Annotated in this window: 14 protein-coding genes and 3 pseudogenes; 9 read left to right on the forward strand and 8 right to left on the reverse strand. The window is 44.3% G+C overall.

Annotated elements, in window-relative coordinates:
* Positions 1 to 154: 154 nt before the first annotated feature.
* The gene (locus ACQ86O_RS11520) at positions 155 to 634 is read left to right on the forward strand and encodes a GNAT family N-acetyltransferase (protein ID WP_431225316.1); all 480 of its coding nucleotides are present in this window, start codon (positions 155 to 157) and stop codon (positions 632 to 634) included.
* A gap of 191 nt (positions 635 to 825) precedes the next feature.
* Here the strand turns inward: ACQ86O_RS11520 and ACQ86O_RS11525 are convergent, their stop codons facing one another.
* Positions 826 to 1563 carry a class I SAM-dependent methyltransferase gene (locus ACQ86O_RS11525; RefSeq protein ID WP_431225317.1) on the reverse strand — a complete coding sequence of 246 codons (738 nt, stop codon included), beginning with the start codon at positions 1561 to 1563 and terminating at the stop codon, positions 826 to 828.
* Positions 1564 to 1663: 100 nt separating this feature from the next.
* Between ACQ86O_RS11525 and ACQ86O_RS11530 the strand changes: the two are divergent.
* A pseudogene (locus ACQ86O_RS11530) lies at positions 1664 to 2115 on the forward strand (GNAT family N-acetyltransferase).
* 56 nt (positions 2116 to 2171) lie between these two features.
* Here ACQ86O_RS11530 and ACQ86O_RS11535 read toward each other — a convergent pair.
* From ACQ86O_RS11535 to ACQ86O_RS11545, 3 genes and pseudogenes are all read right to left on the reverse strand, one after another.
* Positions 2172 to 3002, reverse strand: a complete 831-nt coding sequence (locus tag ACQ86O_RS11535) for an alpha/beta fold hydrolase (RefSeq protein WP_431225318.1) — start codon at positions 3000 to 3002, stop codon at positions 2172 to 2174.
* 103 nt (positions 3003 to 3105) lie between these two features.
* Positions 3106 to 3635 (reverse strand): annotated as a pseudogene (locus ACQ86O_RS11540) (rhodanese family protein).
* Positions 3636 to 3641: 6 nt separating this feature from the next.
* Positions 3642 to 3950: an ArsR/SmtB family transcription factor gene (locus tag ACQ86O_RS11545; RefSeq protein ID WP_431225319.1), complete on the reverse strand. Its 309-nt coding sequence runs from the start codon at positions 3948 to 3950 to the stop codon at positions 3642 to 3644.
* Positions 3951 to 4586: 636 nt separating this feature from the next.
* Here ACQ86O_RS11545 and ACQ86O_RS11550 point away from each other — a divergent pair.
* Complete coding sequence (locus ACQ86O_RS11550) at positions 4587 to 5501, forward strand: LysR family transcriptional regulator (protein WP_431225320.1); 915 nt, start codon at positions 4587 to 4589, stop codon at positions 5499 to 5501.
* A gap of 59 nt (positions 5502 to 5560) precedes the next feature.
* On the opposite strand, the gene ACQ86O_RS11555 is transcribed toward ACQ86O_RS11550, so the two are convergent.
* Positions 5561 to 6907: a class-II fumarase/aspartase family protein gene (locus ACQ86O_RS11555; protein WP_431225321.1), complete on the reverse strand. Its 1347-nt coding sequence runs from the start codon at positions 6905 to 6907 to the stop codon at positions 5561 to 5563.
* 173 nt (positions 6908 to 7080) lie between these two features.
* Between ACQ86O_RS11555 and ACQ86O_RS11560 the strand changes: the two genes are divergently transcribed.
* From ACQ86O_RS11560 to ACQ86O_RS11570, 3 genes are all read left to right on the forward strand, one after another.
* Positions 7081 to 7284, forward strand: a complete 204-nt coding sequence (locus ACQ86O_RS11560) for a hypothetical protein (RefSeq protein WP_431225322.1) — start codon at positions 7081 to 7083, stop codon at positions 7282 to 7284.
* Positions 7278 to 8552, forward strand: coding sequence for a C4-dicarboxylate transporter DcuC (dcuC, locus tag ACQ86O_RS11565; protein WP_431225323.1), 1275 nt, complete (start codon positions 7278 to 7280; stop codon positions 8550 to 8552). The genes ACQ86O_RS11560 and dcuC overlap by 7 nt, the downstream gene beginning before the upstream one ends.
* Positions 8553 to 8670: 118 nt before the next feature.
* Positions 8671 to 9796 (forward strand): IS3 family transposase gene (locus ACQ86O_RS11570; RefSeq protein WP_431225324.1). Its coding sequence is split into 2 segments (ribosomal slippage): positions 8671 to 8924 and positions 8923 to 9796, totalling 1128 coding nucleotides; the frame shifts between segments, so codons are not numbered across the junction.
* A gap of 127 nt (positions 9797 to 9923) precedes the next feature.
* On the opposite strand, the gene ACQ86O_RS11575 is transcribed toward ACQ86O_RS11570, so the two are convergent.
* Positions 9924 to 10733 carry a hypothetical protein gene (locus ACQ86O_RS11575; protein WP_431225325.1) on the reverse strand — a complete coding sequence of 270 codons (810 nt, stop codon included), beginning with the start codon at positions 10731 to 10733 and terminating at the stop codon, positions 9924 to 9926.
* Positions 10734 to 11158: 425 nt separating this feature from the next.
* Here ACQ86O_RS11575 and ACQ86O_RS11580 point away from each other — a divergent pair, with 425 nt between their 5' ends.
* The 3 genes and pseudogenes from ACQ86O_RS11580 to ACQ86O_RS11590 all read left to right on the forward strand — a co-directional run bounded on the left by ACQ86O_RS11580 (position 11159) and on the right by ACQ86O_RS11590 (position 13651).
* Positions 11159 to 11482, forward strand: a complete 324-nt coding sequence (locus tag ACQ86O_RS11580) for a zinc ribbon domain-containing protein (protein ID WP_431225326.1) — start codon at positions 11159 to 11161, stop codon at positions 11480 to 11482.
* 225 nt (positions 11483 to 11707) lie between these two features.
* Positions 11708 to 12136, forward strand: a complete 429-nt coding sequence (locus ACQ86O_RS11585) for a lysozyme inhibitor LprI family protein (protein ID WP_431225327.1) — start codon at positions 11708 to 11710, stop codon at positions 12134 to 12136.
* Between the two features lie 307 nt (positions 12137 to 12443).
* Positions 12444 to 13651 (forward strand): annotated as a pseudogene (locus ACQ86O_RS11590) (IS256 family transposase).
* 159 nt (positions 13652 to 13810) lie between these two features.
* Here the strand turns inward: ACQ86O_RS11590 and ACQ86O_RS11595 are convergent.
* Positions 13811 to 15019, reverse strand: a complete 1209-nt coding sequence (locus ACQ86O_RS11595) for a hypothetical protein (RefSeq protein WP_431225328.1) — start codon at positions 15017 to 15019, stop codon at positions 13811 to 13813.
* The gene (locus ACQ86O_RS11600) at positions 14986 to 17661 is read right to left on the reverse strand and encodes a hypothetical protein (RefSeq protein WP_431225329.1); all 2676 of its coding nucleotides are present in this window, start codon (positions 17659 to 17661) and stop codon (positions 14986 to 14988) included. The genes ACQ86O_RS11595 and ACQ86O_RS11600 overlap by 34 nt, the downstream gene beginning before the upstream one ends.
* Positions 17662 to 17785: the final 124 nt, after the last annotated feature.

Genomic DNA, 17785 nt, shown 5'->3' on the forward strand with positions numbered 1-17785 from the left:
CTGCTGTTGACGAACACTGAGTATAGCCCAGCCTTATTGCCTGCTCTGTTAATTGCTGTTTGGGCCAGTGCTGGGGGGTATCTGTTGAGAAAAAAACCATGGGTTAGGTATTATGTGGGCAGCAGATTAATTCACTCTCTTAAGGAAATAAGTGATGACGATTGAAATTCGCCCGGCACAAAGGCGTGATGCCAAACTGATCCTGGACATGATTATTGAGCTGGCGGTGTACGAAAAGGCCCGTGATGAGGTGCTTACCACCGAAAGTGAGATCGAAGAAAGCCTGTTTGGCGAACATGCCTGCGCTGAGGCGCTGATTTGTAGTGTGAATGGCGAACCGGCCGGCTATGCGGTGTTCTTTATGAGCTATTCAACCTGGCTGGGCAAAAACGGTATTTATCTGGAGGATTTATACATTGCGCCTAAGTTCCGTGGCGCAGGCAGTGGCAAAGCCCTGTTGCGCCATATCGCCCAGATTGCCTGTGAGCGCCGTTGCGGGCGTTTGGAGTGGAGCGTGCTGGACTGGAACCAGCCTGCCATCGATTTTTATCTCAGTATTGGGGCAGCCCCGCAGGATGAATGGGTGCGTTATCGAATGGAAGGGAAGGTGCTGGAGAGTTTTGCCATGTCCTGAAGCTGTCGCTGTCAGGGGGTAACAACATGATGTTTAATGTTTTTTTCAGTGCTCTTCTAAAAACACTGGTCCGCATTTTCTTTATTATCCAACATATCCCTGTTCTGCAGTTATCCAGAACCGCAAGTATTGGGGGAGGCAGCCTCCCCAATATTGGATGTTTTAACGATATTTAACGAATCGAGCAGCCATTACATTGCGGGTTTTTGTACCGCCATAATAAATATCATCGGGCGCTCTTTCTCTTCATCTAAGGCCGGGTTAGCGGCGATTTGCTGAACGGAAGGGCCCCATTCGTTCAAATAGCGGATAGCGAACCCTTGCTGCACCAGCAGATTGATATAAGTCCCCAGCATGCGGTGTTGCTTGATAACCCCTTCTGCCAACCAGTTTGAAATACGTTGCCCTTCCTGCTGGTAGCCATTAACCGGCCAGGATTTTTGCCCTTGGTCATCCGCTAGCCAGCCTTGATGCTTTGGCGCGGTATAAATCGGATGCTCGGCGGTAAAGATAAATTGCCCACCGCTAACCAGAGCCTGGTAAACGGTCGCGAACAACTTACTGAGGTCTTCAACATAGTGCAGCGTCAATGAGCTATAAACCAGATCGTAGGTAGCCGCTGGCAGTTGCAGGGTTTCCAGATCCTGCTGACGGTACTCTATTGCCGGATCCTCGGTCATCTCTTTTGCCTTGCTCAGCATTTTCTCTGAGAGATCCATTCCCAACACCTTGGCAGCACCTTGCTCGCGCGCACTGCGGCAGAACCAGCCGTAGCCGCAGCCAAGATCGACCACCGTAGAGCCCTGCAAATTGGGCAAAATGCTGCGGATGGTTGGCCATTCCGGCGCACCATCCAAACCCTGCACCGAACGGCTGAGCTGTGCATAGCCGTCGAAGAAGGTTTGATTATCATAGATATTTTGTGACATAACGTCCTCATTATGGTGTAAATCCGCCCGGTTTTGCGGCGGCATAATGGTATGCGCTCACCTTATTGGGGGCTACTAAAATTGACGATCAGGAGATATTGTGAAAATTATTTCGGTGCGCCAGGAGCCTTTATTCCGGGATACCGCTATCGATTATTTCCAGCGCCAGTGGGCATCGCCTGAGACCATGATGCTTTATGAGGACGCGATAACTCGTTGTATTAACGCAATTAACCCATTACCTCAATGGTATCTGTTATTGGATAAACAAACTGTCGTGGGTTGCGCCGGGCTGATCACCAATGACTTTATCAGCCGTGGGGAGTTATACCCGTGGCTGTGCGCACTATTTGTCGATGAGCAGTATCGTGGGCAGGGTTATGGGGCAATGCTGGTAGAACATGTTGCCAACGTTGCCAGAGCATTGGGGTTCCACCATTTGCACCTTTGTACCGATCATCTGGGATATTACGAAAAGTTAGGTTTCAGGTTCGATGGGCTGGGTTATCACCCCTGGGGGAGTCTTCACGGGTTTATTCGCTGGAGCTTTGATTGGCACCCTGCAGGTTACGCCCAGCCTTGACGAAAATGCTGGGCGTTCGGGGTGGTCACGACTTGATGAATTCCAGCAGATCCTGGTTGATTTGGTCTTTGTGCGTGCTGCACAGACCGTGTGAGGCTTGCGGATACACTTTCACCCTGGCATCAGGCAGCAGTTTAGCCGCTGCCTCACTGGAGGATTTTGGCGGGACGATCTGATCGTCATCGCCATAAATCACCAGCGTCGGAATGGTCATCTTTTTCAGATCTTCACGCTGATCGGTTTCAGAGAAGGCTTTAACACAGTCATACAAGGCCTTGATCGACCCCTGCATACCCTGTAACCAGAAGCTGTCTTTCATGCCTTGAGAAGGTTTGGCTCCTGGCCGGTTAAAGCCATAAAAGACCTCGGGCAGGTCTTTGAAAAATTGTGAGCGATCTTTCTGTACGCCCTCACGGATACCGTCGAACACCTCTCGGGGCAAGCCTTCCGGGTTAAAATCGGTTTTAATCATGATCGGAGGCACAGCACCGATCAATACCGCTTTGGCTACACGGCTAGTGCCGTGGCGGCCAATATAGCGTGCCACCTCGCCACCGCCGGTCGAATGGCCGACATGAACCGCATCTTTTAGATCCAGAGCTGCCGTCAGCTCTGCCAGATCGTCTGCGTATTGATCCATATTGTGGCCACCCCAGGGTTGCGAAGAGCGCCCATGCCCACGGCGATCGTGCGCGATCACCCGGTAACCCTTGGATGCCAGGAACAGCATCTGATCCTCGAAGGCATCGCCAGAGAGTGGCCAGCCGTGGCTGAAAACGATCGGCTGGCCGCTACCCCAGTCTTTGTAATACAAAAGCGTGCCGTCTTTGAGTTGCAGAGTGTGGGTTGCTGGCATGTATTACCTCTCAATTAATCGTTCAAGTTTCGATTTACCAATAAGGCCGAGAAACGTAGAGAGTTAAAGGTAGTACATGGCGGTGATTTTGGCATGGTATCGGCTACGGCTGAGGCTGGTTCCAGGGCATTTTTGCCAGCAGTGTAGCCATGCCGCAAAAACCACTGAGCCCGGCAAACAGCAGCCCTGCGCCGACAAAACCGGGCAGCAGGAAGAACAGGGGGAGCTTACGTACCCTAATATTGTCCCTGCCAGAATGAGTGAACCGGCAGCAATCTGTACCTGCCGCATAATGGGTAAAGGCTGGCTCTTGTCTTGTACCACCGCCAATCCCTGTTGTTTCCAGCCGTTGATACCGCCCTCAAGCAGATAAACCTTCGCCGGGGCAGCGGCCCCTGCCAGCAACGCTGCATTTTGAGCCGTACGACGGCCAGATTGGCAGTGAAAAATCACCACATCCTGTTCTGAAAACACCGGCGATTTACTGCCTCTCTCAATATCAGAGAGCGATAGTAAACTGGCTTGCGCAATATGCTCGTGAGCGTATTCGTCTGCCCCTCGGATATCCAGCAACCGCGCGCCTTGCATGATCAAATTTTGTGCTTGTTGTGGTGTCATGGTTTCTACGTTCATATGTCCTCAGGGGCAATAAATGGCTTTCAGCGTGCTGATGATTTCCTGCACGGCAGTATTCTTGATGGAGTAGTTAATGCGTTGCCCATCCCGCACGTTCTCAATCAGCCCTTCATCACGCATTTTGGCCAGATGCTGCGAGGTGGCGGATGGACTGAGCCCGGTGGCTTGGGCCAACTCACCGGCATTGGTGCCGGGGGAATCAACCAACATGCACAAGATCAGTAAACGATGCGGGTTGCTCATCGCTTTCAGCAATTTTGTGGCGTTATTAGCGCTGGCAAGTAAGGATTGAGGGTCGTTGTTGGCAGTCATAGTTATTTTAGTAAGTTCTAAATTTAGTAAATACTAAAATAAAATAACGAAACATGCACCAGAAATTTTCTCGGTATTGTTACAGGGCTCTGCGTGTGATGCCTTGGTAAATCAGCTTAACGGCAAATGTTGCGATCACCCGGCTGGCTACCTGCTGAAAAGCGTTAGCAAAACGAACCTGACTGAAACCGATATCATCACCCAGTTTATCCTTCCTGCGATAACAGAGACCGGTTGGGGCATTTATGCGCAGATCTGCCAGGAGGTTGAGCTTTGTGATGGCAACATATTCGGGGAGCGGGTCAATTTTGATCTTAGTGTAGAATATCTTTCGTTTTCCTTACGGACCCATTCTTGTAAGCTTTAGTACCACAGAATAAAAATGCATTATAAACAATTGGTTATCATCTTGGCGTGCGTTCTCGTTCCATTGGAACTCGCTATCTGGAAGCGAAAAAGTTCCCGGATCCAGCGTGCGAACATAGTGATGGATTAAATACTCAACCTGCTTGTGCATCTCTGATAAACTTCACTACATATCTAAATCAGATAGTTGTATTGATATGGTGATTTGTTCACTCCTGTCCACGAGCAGGGGGCAGGAGTGAACAAATCCTTGAGTAGCAGGATGAATGCATGAAAAAGAAATTATCGGTTCGCTGGGCGTCGTTCAGGGACTTTGAAATCATTAAGACGCTGATTGAAAAAGGCTCAGCGACGCAGGCAGCTGAATATCTGAGTATCAGCCAGCCAGCGGTCAGTAAAGCGATTGCCAGCATTGAAGAAAGATCAGGAAAAGTGCTCTTTATTAGAGAAAAGGGTCGAATTACCCCCACCAAAGAAGCTCTTTTCTTCTATGAAGAGATACTCAATATTTTTTCTTCACTGCAGAGAATGGACGAAAATGACTGGACTCACAATTCTGCACAGACGATCAGGGTCATCACTACACCCACTATTGCGTATTTATTCCTGGCACCTCTTACCGCCCTCTATATCAAAGAAAATAATGGCGTGAAGATAATTTTTTCTGTTGTTAATTCAGTGGACATGCTCAATGAACTCAGAGAGGGTCGGGCAGATATTGCGCTTGGAAATGCTGATATCAATAATCGAGTTTTAGAATTATCAGCCCACCCAGTGATTAAAGCGAAAATAGTTTGTCTAATGCACAAAAGCAATGAACTCGCTAAAAAGGACAGGCTGACACTGACAGATTTCAATTATAGAAATCTGATCATGTATACACCAAGAAACATACTTTCCACCAAAATCAAAAAGGCATTTTCTGAGGCCGGCATAGAACCAAACGTGATTGCCGAGGTTTCTGATTCTCTTATCGCCATGAGCTTTGTTAATGAAAATGTAGGACTATGCCTGGCTCCAGATTTCCCGCTTAGCGAGCACATTCTCGAGCATGTTATCGTCAAGAATATAGACTTTGACATTTATGATGAAATGATATTTTTCTCCCTGATAAACGGCGCCAATCCCTATCATATGGATTATATCGAATATATGATCAACCACGCTAAAGCATTCAAACTCTAGCCTCTCACAAAACGTGAGAAGCTTGATAAGTTCATAAAACCGTAGCGTGGAGAAATCGGTTAATGTTTCTGATTTTTCAACACATACTCTACACAACTGATGGCCTCGCCAATGTAGTTGGTTTCATCGAGCAGGTCGTCAATATTAATGACAATACCTGAGTCAATAATTTCCAACTGCTTGCGAATACAATCTGAGAACGGCAAATTATTTTTAACTGAGGACATCGCCGCCTCGTAAAGTATATGATGTGCTTCTGAACGACCGATATCCTTTGCCAATGCCATCATAATAGACTCCGAAAGTATCAGTCCTTTAGTCAGTCGAATGTTTTCCAACATTTTTTCAGGATATATCTGTAGGCCAGTGATAAGTTTTAGCAAGTTTTCGCTGATGGATACCGAAATAATTGCCGCTTCCGGGAGTGTCACGTCCATCACGTTACTTTCAGCCGCATCTCCTTCATTCATCCGGACCATTGACTGATAAGAAAGGAGAACGCGTGAGCGTATCAGTTGAGCCAGCCCTACCAAATTTTGCGCGTTCTGAGGGTTCCTTTTTTGCGCCATCGTTGAGCTACCGACTTTCCCATGATGGAAGCTTTCTTCTAGTTCCGCTATTTCAGTTCTCTGTAGGAATATAATCTCTTCAGCCACTTTCTCAGCAAAGGCAGCAAGCTGGCCAAGAACAGAGACATAATGCGTTATGCCGTCATAAGATGTTCTCACCGGTACGGGGTTGGAAGCAAGGTTGAGTCGCCGCGCCATACCTTCCTGCACTTCTCTACCTTTTCCTTCCATCGCCGAAAATGTCCCAACAGCACCGCCCATACTGACCGTAAAGGCATCCTGAGTTGCTTCAGAAAGCCTTCTGTCAATGCGATATAATTCTGCATGCCAGCCAGCAACCTTAAAACCGAATGTAATAGGTAATGCATGTTGGCCATGAGTACGACCAGCCTGAATATACTCTTTCGAAGAGGATGCAAGTTCCATAAGCGAAGTTAGCGTCTTCTCAAGGAAAGTGGAAATCATTCTATGGCTGGCGCGCAGTTGTAAAACAGCCCCGGTATCGAAGATATTCTGTGTCGTAGCACCCCAATGGATATATTTAGCCGTTTCTTTACCACAAACCCGTTCAAACTCTTTAAGAACCGGAACAAAAGGATGACAGGTCTGGCGTATCCCATCCTTGATGGCAGCAATATTGAGGGACTCCACTTTTGCTGATTCAGAGATGCAATTAGCACTCTCCTGCGGGATCATATCGAGAGTGGCCTGAGCCTGAGCCAACGCGGCTTCAACATCAAGCCATGCCTGCATAGTCGCAGTATCCGACCAGAGTGCCTTAGCCTCTGCATTGAACCAGTGGCCTGTGATACACGATTCAAACATACCAGTACTCATAAGTTGCCCTTAATTAGTTATGACTTAATAACAATAATGATATACAAAAAAATGAGTTATAAAATGACAATTTGACTATTTTTTGGTCTTTTTATGTTTTATGATCGAAGTCACATACTTAAAAAGTTATTTGATCATAACATAAAGGTAATGCAATCAGTTAGGTGCTAATCATGCAAACCACTATGTCAAAAAAGCTCAGAGTAGCGTTCGTTATCATACTGGGATCCATTGCCTTACTAGGGCTGAAATTTGCCTTTGGGGACAAAGCCTTTGTTTTAATGACTTCATTTTTAGTTATCGTGATGGTCAGCGCTGGGATTGCAAAAAATACTATGCCCAGGCCATCATTCTTTGTGGTGGCATTAGCTTGCTGATCATTACAGCGTTGTTTTTTCCGGATGTGGCAATTACTAAAGCCACATCGGGTTCAAAGTTTTTAGACATTTTTATTGAGATTAAAACCTTATTCTCTGACAGTATCGCCAAGCTTGGTTTGATAATCATGGTTATTGCCGGTTTCTCCCGGTACATGAACGATATCGGTGCATCACAAAAACTTGTCGAGATATGTATCACCCCACTAAAGAGAATTAATGCAAAATATGTACTTCTGGGCACCTGCTATATCTTGATGCAAATTCTGGCATTGTTTATTTCGAGTCCTTCTGGGCTGGCGTTATTAATGTTAACGACTTTGTATCCTGTCCTGCGTTCTATCGGATGTTCTAAGGCTGCTGTGGCCTCGGTCATTGCCTCTGGCATCTGTATTGATTATGGGCCATCCGCATCAGGAAGTGTCCTGATTTCAGAAATCACAGGTTACGATCTTTTTTCTTTCTTCTTGGATAAACAGATACCTATCGTGGTTATTTTGTTTGTAGTCATTGGAGTGTCTCACATGGTCATGCAAGCGTACTGGGATAAAAAAGAGGGTGACCATCACAAGCAACAACAAGAAGATCAACAGGCTATGACTTCCGCTTCGCATATTCCTGGGTATTACGCGCTGCTGCCTGTCGTGCCGATGATAATCTTGTTTACTTTTTCCAGTCTGATGGAGGAGTATTTCCCTGCTTCCTTAAGATTCAAAGTTGATGTGGTCTCAGCCATCATATTGTCATTTTTTATCGCTTTTATTCTAGACTCCTTAAGAACTTTTGATTTAAAAAAATCCACGGATAAAGTGCTGGGACTGTTCGATCAAATGGGACAGTCTTTTATTACAGTTGTTTCGATTCTGCTATGTGCACAAGTACTGGTTGCAGGGATAATAAAAATTGGTTTTATCGATACTCTATTTAGTTTTATCCCCAGCGAAGAACATTATGCGGTTCTGATGGTTGTCCTTTTCAGTCTGCTGATTTTCTTTGGCTCAGTAATTATGGGTACCGCCACCGTATTTAACGCATTTGCGCCACTAAGTGCCGAAGTCGCTCATGGTGCGGGGATCTCCGTCTTTAAGATGCTGGTACCGTTACACTTTTCGGCGAGCCTGGGGCGCAGTTTTTCTCCTATTTCAGGCGTTATTCTGGCTGTTTCGGGATTTATCGGTGTAACACCTTTTGAAATTATCAAACGTAATAGCGTTCAGTTGGCTCTTGCTTACGTGCTGATGATGGTCCTTTCCATTTCACTTCTTTGAATACCTGAAACAATGAGTCATCCATGCTCGAATGCTACTGTAAGTATCCCGGCAAAACGAACCATTCACTTTTAGAGATCTTCCGACATACTGATTATGTCCCATTGAGGAGATCGCTATGCGCAAAGCTCGATTCACCGAACACCAGATCATCGCCGTTTTGAAGTCCGTTGAAGCCGGACGTACTGTCAAAGATGTCTGCCGTGAAGCAGGGATATCTGAGGCCTCGTACTACAATTGGAAAGCGAAATTTGGGGGTATAGAAGCGTCTGATATCAAAAAGATGAAAGATCTTGAAGACGAAAACCGGCGGCTGAAACAGATGTTTGCCGAGCTGAGTCTAGAGTGCCGGGCACTCAAAGATGTTATCGAAAAAAGCTTTAAGCCCAGCGATAAAGCGTGAGCTCGTCAGCTATCTGACGGCACAGTTTACGATGAGCATACGCCAGGCATGCAGGACGTTATCGCTGAGCAGGACGGTCTATTTTTATCAGCCCGATACCCGGCGCGATGAACCGGTGATCCAGGTGCTGACTGAGCTGGCAGAGCGCTACCCGCGATACGGTTTTAAGAAGCTGTTCCAGATGCTGCGCAGGCAGGGTAATGCCTGGAACCATAAACGCGTTCACCGGATTTACTGCCTGCTGAAACTGAATTTTCGCCGCAAGGGAAAGCAGCGTTTGCCAGTCCGTAACCCGGCACCACTGGTGACACCTGAGGCACTTAACCAGAGCTGGTCGATAGACTTTATGCATGATGCGCTGGTCTGTGGCAGACGCTTCCGGACCTTCAACGTGGTGGATGACTTTAACCACGAAGCCCTCGCAATAGAAATCGATCTGAATATCCCGGCACAGCGGGTGGTCAGAGTACTGGACAGGATCGTGGCAAACCGGGGTTATCCACTGAAACTGCGGATGGACAACGGCCCGGAACTGGTCTCGCTGGCGCTGGCACAATGGGCAGAAGCTCATGGCGTGATGCTGGAATTTATCAAACCGGGAAAGCCAACACAGAATGCGTTTATCGAACGGTTTAACAGGACATACCGAACAGAAATACTGGATTTTTATCTGTTCAGAACCCTGAATGAAGTGCGGGAAATCACGGAGCGCTGGCTGAGTGAATATAACAGCGAGCGTCCGCATGAATCCTTGAATAACCTGACGCCGGAAGAATATCGGCTGATGGCTGAAAACCTCGGCATTATGCACTTGTTGCACAATTACTTATTAATCATGTAGTTACTGAATTTAAGTTGGGTTTTTACTAATTCCAAAGTTTCATCTTGATTAAAAGCAACTTAATTTTAAACTAGAACTAATCATATTAACATTCTATTATTAATATGATTAGTTTACAAACATTATCTCACTTAGGCGAAGAAGCATTTTCATATGCACTGCTTTTTATTGCTGCATAAAGTACTTTAATGCTATTTGACATTGAGTATATAAAGAGGAAAAGACTGACCACAAGGATTGATACTATATCAATGTTATCAAAGTTATAAAAATAAATTTTATCTTTAAAGATTTCCTGAATATAAATCCCCTTCATAATAGAAACTGAAGTAGTTGTTGCAAGGCCGAAAGTAATGGCGGAAAAAACGGCATTAGAAAAGACACCATATTGAATAGGGAATCCACTTATATAATCTTTTTTATATGCCTCTACATTATTTTTTACTGATAGGTAATGGAGTGAGAAGCATATGAAAATAAAAAGCCAGAGACATATACTTAAATTTTTCCACTCAAGAAAATCTCTAAAACTTTGATTTACACTATCTCTATATAAAATGTAGAAAGACGAGCAAATGCATAAAAAAACGAGAACTAAAATGAGTTGTATATTAAGTCCTTTCATTATATTTACTCTTGTTGAAAGTTTCGACTTTATTTTTTCTTCTTCATCCGAGTTTTTTCCAACCATTGCTCCAAGAATTGAACCAATAGCCATCCCCGGAATGCCAAACAATATCCCAACGACCCCTCCCATAGCAGTGGTATAAGCTAAACTACTACCACTCTCAGCTTGAACAGAGTTTACTGAGTATACTTTATCTTTTACTCTAAGTTTGTTTGAACCAATATATTTTACTAAATCCTCTCTATCCTTTGCTATATTTTTAAGATAAACTTTGTCTCCAGTATTTTCATCTTTTACAAATAATTTCATATTATTATCCTTTTATATTTAAAACTCTGTTCCTACTAACTATTCTTTGTTGCTCATATGATCTTTATATTGGTTGATAATATAACGTTATTACACATAGTGCTATCATTATAATAACCAAAAAAAATATAATCAATTACCAAGCTTTATATGAAACTTATTTAAATTCAGTAAGATAAGATTAAACCATAGAAGAATTGCGTGTTTATCATCGTCGATTACCATGATCTCTCTTATAATTTCAATTCATAATTATATGCATTTAATACTATTCCATCATTGCTTTCACAGATCGATTGGTGAAAATTGATAGTTTTTGTCTATTGTAATGCAATTATCGATCGTTTGTGTCGATCAATTTCTTGAGTTTTAGTACTCAATCGGGTTATCATCATTAGATGAAAACTTGCAAGGAGCACTAAAAAATGGTTATTAATCAGTTAGAAACAAGATGCAGTTACTGTGATGAGATGATTTCGTCCAAAGCTAAGAAGTGTAAGCACTGTGGAGAGATCTTAGATCCACAACTACGAGAGATAGAGTCTTTAAAGCGTGAGAACGCGAATAGGGACAAATCTAACATTGTAGTGAGTAACAACAACAATAATAATAACAACAATCAAGGTTCAACTGGCAGTAAACGGTTCCCTCATATTGCACATTTAATTATGACAATAATTACTGGTGGTTTATGGATATTCGTTTGGCTACTGCATTACATATTTAGGAACAAGGAAAACTATTCCTAATCCACATTAAATAAGGATATAACTATGAACATTGCATTTGTTGCACTGATAGTACTTTTTGGCAGTATATTTTTTGTTAATAAATCGGCTATTGAATGCATAATCAATACTGATATAGCAATAGGAGATTGTTATAAATCCTCAATAGATACGTTAGGTATCAAGTTAAACAATCTGTATGACAATTATTTCATTAAACTCATAGATAATAAATAAAGTGTAGCTATGAAAAAGTTATTACCTATACTACTAATATTATTCAGTAGTAGTACATTATCGAAAGAATCTGCAATAGACAAAGGATTAGCACAATGTAGAAGTAACCCTATGAATATATCTGATATGGCAGTAGTTGATTGTTATGAAGCTGCTACTAAATCATGGGATAAACTACTAAATGCTGAATACAAGTTACTAATATCTGATACTGAATTAAGTAAAGAATTCAAAGATAGTCTAAAAAGATCTCAGCTTGCTTGGATCAAGTATAGAGATTTGTCTTTGGATGCTATTACTAAATTTTACGATAATGAACGTGGTTCATACTGGCAAATTGTTAGTACTGAAAACAAGATGTACATAACAAAGAACAAGGCTATAGAACTACATAAACTACGAATTAGTAGTGATCCTTCGGCTCCCGCTGAAAATTAATATACTAATATTATCTTTTGATTAAAAAAGAACATAGGGGGAATTCCCCCTATTTTTCAAAGAACTAAACTACACTCTGATTTTATGATTTCGAAATCTAGATCATAAAGGCTTTTCAGTAAATTTAGTGATTCTTCAACTCTTTCTGGGTTATGTTGTGCTAAATATGTGACACTTTTTATTAATCGTCTGTTAATTGGGGAATTTACAAATGGAATCAATATCCCATTACTATCGAGACTGTAATTTAAATTGTGTAATTGCCTGTTTTTGATATGTTCTTCCTGACAATGGAGACAGGCAAATTATGGACGAAAAGAAACTTAAGGCACTGGCTGCCGAACTGGCTAAAGGCCTCAAAACCGAAGCCGATCTTAATGCGTTTTCTCGTATGCTGACCAAGCTCACCGTCGAAACGGCGTTGAATGCTGAGCTTACCGAACACCTTGGTCATGAAAAAAATGCCCCTAAAACAGGTTCGAATACCCGCAACGGTTACTCATCAAAGACGCTGCTCACTGATGATGGCGAGGTCGTACTGAATACACCCCGTGATCGCGAAAACACTTTCGAGCCTCAGTTAATCAAGAAAAATCAGACACGTATCACGCAGATGGACAGCCAGATTTTATCCTTGTATGCCAAAGGAATGACCACAAGGGAAATCGTTGCCACATTCAAGGAGATGTACGATGCCGATGTGTCAGCCACGCTAATATCCAAAGTCACTGATGCCGTCAAAGAACAGGTCACCGAGTGGCAGAATCGCCCCCTCGACTCACTGTATCCCATTGTTTACCTTGACTGTATCGTGGTGAAAGTGCGTCAAAATGGCAGTGTCATCAACAAGGCCGTCTTCCTGGCTCTGGGGATTAATACCGAAGGTAAAAAGAACTGCTGGGCATGTGGCTAGCCGAGAATGAGGGAGCAAAGTTCTGGCTCAACGTGTTGACCGAGTTGAAAAATCGGGGGCTTCAGGACATCCTGATTGCCTGCGTGGATGGCTTGAAGGGCTTCCCAGAGGCGATAAACAGCGTTTATCCGCAAACCCACATCCAGTTATGCATTATCCACATGGTGCGTAACAGCCTGAAATACGTGTCGTGGAAAGACTACAAAGCGGTGACTAGCGTGCTGAAAACGGTGTATCAGGCCCCGACAGAGGAAGCCGCCCTGATGGCATTGGATAAGTTTGCAGGTATCTGGGATGAGAAATACCCGCAAATCAGCAAAAGCTGGCGTACCCACTGGGAAAATCTCAACACGTTCTTCGGTTACCCTGCGGATATCCGCAAGGCCATTTACACGACCAACGCTATAGAATCGCTGAACAGCGTAATCCGGCAGGCGATAAAGAAACGTAAGGTGTTCCCAACAGACGACTCAGTGCGAAAAGTGATTTATCTGGCGATCCAGGCAGCATCGAAAAAATGGAGTATGCCAATCCAGAACTGGCGGTTGGCGATGAGCCGCTTTATTATCGAGTTTGGTGACCGTCTAAACGAGCACCTTTAATACGCTGGCAGTTACACAGAATTATGGACAGGCTCCGTTCGTATCTACAACATCAAGTATCCAAAGCTTTTCTGCCTCAATAATCTCACTGGTATATTTATCACGTGCAGATTCCATGATTTCTCCTTTAAACAGAATTCCTCTAAAGGCTACTAGCCTTCATTCAAACCGTTGTTCCAATGCCTCATCTTCCAATCGCTCACGTTCTTTTTCGTTTTCAACCCATTGAGTTAGTTTTTCATATACAGCTCTAGCTGACTTAGATATGTCTGTACTCTCGTGGGTAACCAACTGGCCTATGGCTTCAACCCTAGGTTGCATCTCGTTCGCTCGACTACCGGACCATGATGAAGGAGCTACGTGTTCGGCAAAAATCTCAAAGATGGCTCCTGGATCTGGAGAGGCTTCTAGAAATCTCAGTGCATCATCCTGCAAGCAAATAGGACTTTGCTCATCGTCTTTTGACCATAGATTAATACCTGAAGCGACTGAAGCCCAAACCTGGGGATCTTTAGTGGTACCGCACCATTCAATCAAAATATCTACATCGATTTTCGCAATAGGAGACTGATGTGAATCATCATGATTGATGAAATGCAGCCGCCTCTGTTGTTGATCTTCCGTACCATCAAAAATGCGACTGAGAAATTCTTTTGGCATCCATGCTGCGGTGATACCGATAGCGTCTTCGAAAGAATAAATGTAGCCAAAATACTCATCAACAACAGCGAAGATTGTGTTCAGCCATTCTAACTTTTCAGCCTCGTTGCCATCGAAGCGCAATGTGGCATCGATAACACGTTCCATTGCATAATCTAGATATCCGCCGGGATCGTTGTGATCTCTTCGGAACCTCTGGATTGCAGCGGATAGTCCGATCGTTCGTAGCGCAAGACCTAGTGTATCCGCAGCATCTCCTTTATCAGCTAGTTTCATACTCAGGGCTTCCAATACTACTTCATCACCATTCGGTTTACTCAGCAGCTTTTGAGCAAGCTCGAGAACCCTGCTTTCTGGCAAATTAGAGAATTGCTCACCCCACAGAATTGCCCCATACATATGGGGCCGTATGTCAGAGTCATCCAGAAGCGACATGCAGCGATCCAGATCGATTTCAGTAAACTCCTGCCAAGGATGCAGGTTGACTAATTCGAATCGAAGTTCGGAATGTTGTGCGCACTGATCGAGCAGTTCCTGCGATAAAGCTGAATCGATAGAATTAGTCTCTTCAATGAAACCTCGAATGACCGAAACATCACTTTGAGATTTGTGTTGTTGATCCAATTGAATGACTAGTTGCTGCCAATAAATTCGTAGGTCAGAAGCCCCGTTAGCTAAGCCTTTACCAAATTCGACGCGATAGGGCATTCCACCCCGCAAAAAAGATTAGGGCACAACTCATCAAGTCCATGGGGAGATACTGCAAATTCGTGTCCCAATTTGAAAGCTTTGGCACCAAGTATTTTCCTGATTTCACTGAATTTGTTAGGTCCTTGGTGCTCATAATCAGCATCTAGCGCCCAAAAATCGCGCCCCTTACTGAGTACATAAGCCATGACTGCCGGAACCAAGTCATTAGGCTCTAATTCTCGTTCCAATGTCACAAGTATTTCCGGCAATGGTTCTACGTCTTCGTTATCTTTTCTTTTTGTATGGAAAAAGTAAATTGTTGAGCGGACAGCTTTCCAGCCTTCACCCCAAGGGCGATGGGCATGTAACTTGCAAGCCGCATCAATTAATTTTGACCTTATTCCTCCATGACGCCAAATCCAGCGAAATTTATCAGCCAAGATCCGCCTGGCATCGTCTTCAAGCACGGGAACTCCTGAGGTTCCTAACCTCACCAAAATATCGATGAAGGTGATTAGCCACGCAACAAGTTCATCGTTACCGGGCCGAAATCCATAATCTCTTGGCCGAGCACCAAACTCATTAATCCCGAATCCTGTCCACGGTGGTCCGCCGAGAGCAGTTTCAAGCATTTCGAGCCCCAGCCCTCTACGTCCGGCCATACTTGAACCAATGCATTCATTAATGATCGTAACACGTTGATCTAAAGAGGCATGAGTACCGGATAGATACGGTTGGAAAAACCTCTTTATCTTATTTCGAGCCGAATCATAATTATTGCTCGCGCTTTCTTGGTCTGCGATACAGATTAAGAGCTTAATGCATCGTTCAAAGTATTTCGATTCATATGCAAGTAACTGCAACAATTTGATAATTGCTGTTCGTTGTGGGTTGTAGCGTGATTTAATATGCTCAAAATTAGACGTAACAAGCATTTCTTCAATCCGCTCAAGCAAAGCTCCAGGGGCAACTGGAGCGACATAATTAAGTATTCGTGTCGATACATCATCCAGGTTTACTATCTGCCCAAGCAGCCCTTCAGGGTGCAACCAAGCTTTAACGATCTCTTTAGCCACAGCATGGTCGTGTAGCAGTCCCAACCTGTGTGCGAACGACATCAATAAGCGTGGCCGCTCCGGAGCTTCAAAGGTCGCCCTAAGTTGATAAACCGGAATACTATTAAGTGCAGATGCTGCCAGCTTGTTAGCAATGGCATGGGGAAGGATGGCTCTCCAGTGGGATCTTTTCTGAACGACGTGACGTTCCATTAACTTCGTAGCAGCTTTGAATAACTGGATTTTGGGATACCCAGAGAGCGCACCCAATATTTCCAGTTCATCGGTAGCGGCATCTGGACTGGATACCGAGAACGAATACACCAGTGACAATATTTCAGCCTGCTCCCGTAAATGGCCGTCGGGATGATTACGTTGTTCAAACAAGCGATTAAACAACTGCGCATCTGAAAGTAGGGCTAAACTCTCACCTTCCTCCACTCTCTCTGCTATAGCCAAAGCAACTCTTGCATTACCATCTGCAAACTCAGCAATCCGACGGGCATTATTCTGACCAATAGAAGGGAAACGACGAATAAGAAGTTGCTCTGCCACTTCCGGACCGTCTGTCTCAATGTGGATAACCTCAGTTGTCTGTGGTTTGTCATCCCTGATGTCGTACTCGATCGTGATGAGACTTACTTCTTTTCCTGCGGCTGATACCTTGCTTGCAAGCGAAGCATGGAGTTCTGATGGGCAATTATCAAGGATCATAATTGCTCGTCGGTCCTCAGCGATCAACTTATCAAGCATTGCTGTAGCAGACGGTACTGGCTCAGAGCCAGTATCAACATAAATAGCTACTGTCCGGTCAAGCGCATCTGTTCCAACAGTTTCATCAAAGAGCGCCTGAACGATCCGAGTCTTCCCGACACCAGACAACCCTGTAATACGAACCGCCTTATTCGTCGAACGGATAAGTGCTCGCATTGGGCTAATTGCTTCATCAATTTTGAGTTTTTGTCCCTTTCCCGACGGTAAAGTAATGGTTACGCCTGGGACTGAGATTAAAGTGTCTGTAACACCTTGTGGCGGATTGCTCCAAGCTCCGTAGGGTTGCCAGCCGGAATACCCTTGTCCAAGTTTCCCTTTTACCCACAGCATGACTGAAGGGTGTTGGCGCAACCATTGAATGAGTTTGGAACGGTCGTAGAAATCAAGATGAAGACTGCTTTCGTTAGGATCGTCTTTTACCGCATCCCGCATTGCTTTGAGACGAACCGTCTTTCCTGACGGCGAGCAATCATCGCCCAAGCTGACAATGATATAGCTGCCTTGCTTTCTGGCTTGTTCAGAAATGGTCGATGAAAGTGCTTTGCCGGTGCCCATCTCTTTCTCGATTGCAATCTTTGGCATCCTATGTTTCTTTGCCTGAAAGACCGTATCAGGCCTTACAAGAAAGCCAGCATCCAGTTGCTCAACTGGAACCTGAATATGGATATCAATTCCTCCGTCAGGGGCAGTGATTGAACCAGACCAATTTACACATGCTGGGCTATGGCCATGCATTGCCACTTCAGCTTCCGCTAATCGAGCAATCAGCTCTTCTAGCTGAGTATCGGAGAGCCGAAGTAATTCGTCTTTTTCAATGTCAAAGATTGCCACGCCTTCACCTTAATAAAAAATTTCTGTCATGGTTCAAACACTATGGGTACTTATTAGTCCGTTCATCGCTCTTAAGAGCAAGTAAGTATTGTTTGAGTTTTTTCGCTTTGCTGGGATGGAACTA

Origin of the sequence: Serratia sp. L9, assembly GCF_050632285.1 — a bacterium.
GTDB lineage: Bacteria > Pseudomonadota > Gammaproteobacteria > Enterobacterales > Enterobacteriaceae > Chania.

Bases quoted from the DNA above. Each gene is read 5' to 3' on its own strand.
- ACQ86O_RS11520 (WP_431225316.1), top strand. From the start codon at position 155: ATGACGATTGAAATTCGCCCGGCACAAAGGCGTGATGCCAAACTGATC.
- ACQ86O_RS11525 (WP_431225317.1), bottom strand. From the start codon at position 1,563: ATGTCACAAAATATCTATGATAATCAAACCTTCTTCGACGGCTATGCA.
- ACQ86O_RS11535 (WP_431225318.1), bottom strand. From the start codon at position 3,002: ATGCCAGCAACCCACACTCTGCAACTCAAAGACGGCACGCTTTTGTAT.
- ACQ86O_RS11545 (WP_431225319.1), bottom strand. From the start codon at position 3,950: ATGACTGCCAACAACGACCCTCAATCCTTACTTGCCAGCGCTAATAAC.
- ACQ86O_RS11550 (WP_431225320.1), top strand. From the start codon at position 4,587: ATGAAAAAGAAATTATCGGTTCGCTGGGCGTCGTTCAGGGACTTTGAA.
- ACQ86O_RS11555 (WP_431225321.1), bottom strand. From the start codon at position 6,907: ATGAGTACTGGTATGTTTGAATCGTGTATCACAGGCCACTGGTTCAAT.
- ACQ86O_RS11560 (WP_431225322.1), top strand. From the start codon at position 7,081: ATGCAAACCACTATGTCAAAAAAGCTCAGAGTAGCGTTCGTTATCATA.
- ACQ86O_RS11575 (WP_431225325.1), bottom strand. From the start codon at position 10,733: ATGAAATTATTTGTAAAAGATGAAAATACTGGAGACAAAGTTTATCTT.
- ACQ86O_RS11580 (WP_431225326.1), top strand. From the start codon at position 11,159: ATGGTTATTAATCAGTTAGAAACAAGATGCAGTTACTGTGATGAGATG.
- ACQ86O_RS11585 (WP_431225327.1), top strand. From the start codon at position 11,708: ATGAAAAAGTTATTACCTATACTACTAATATTATTCAGTAGTAGTACA.
- ACQ86O_RS11595 (WP_431225328.1), bottom strand. From the start codon at position 15,019: ATGCCCTATCGCGTCGAATTTGGTAAAGGCTTAGCTAACGGGGCTTCT.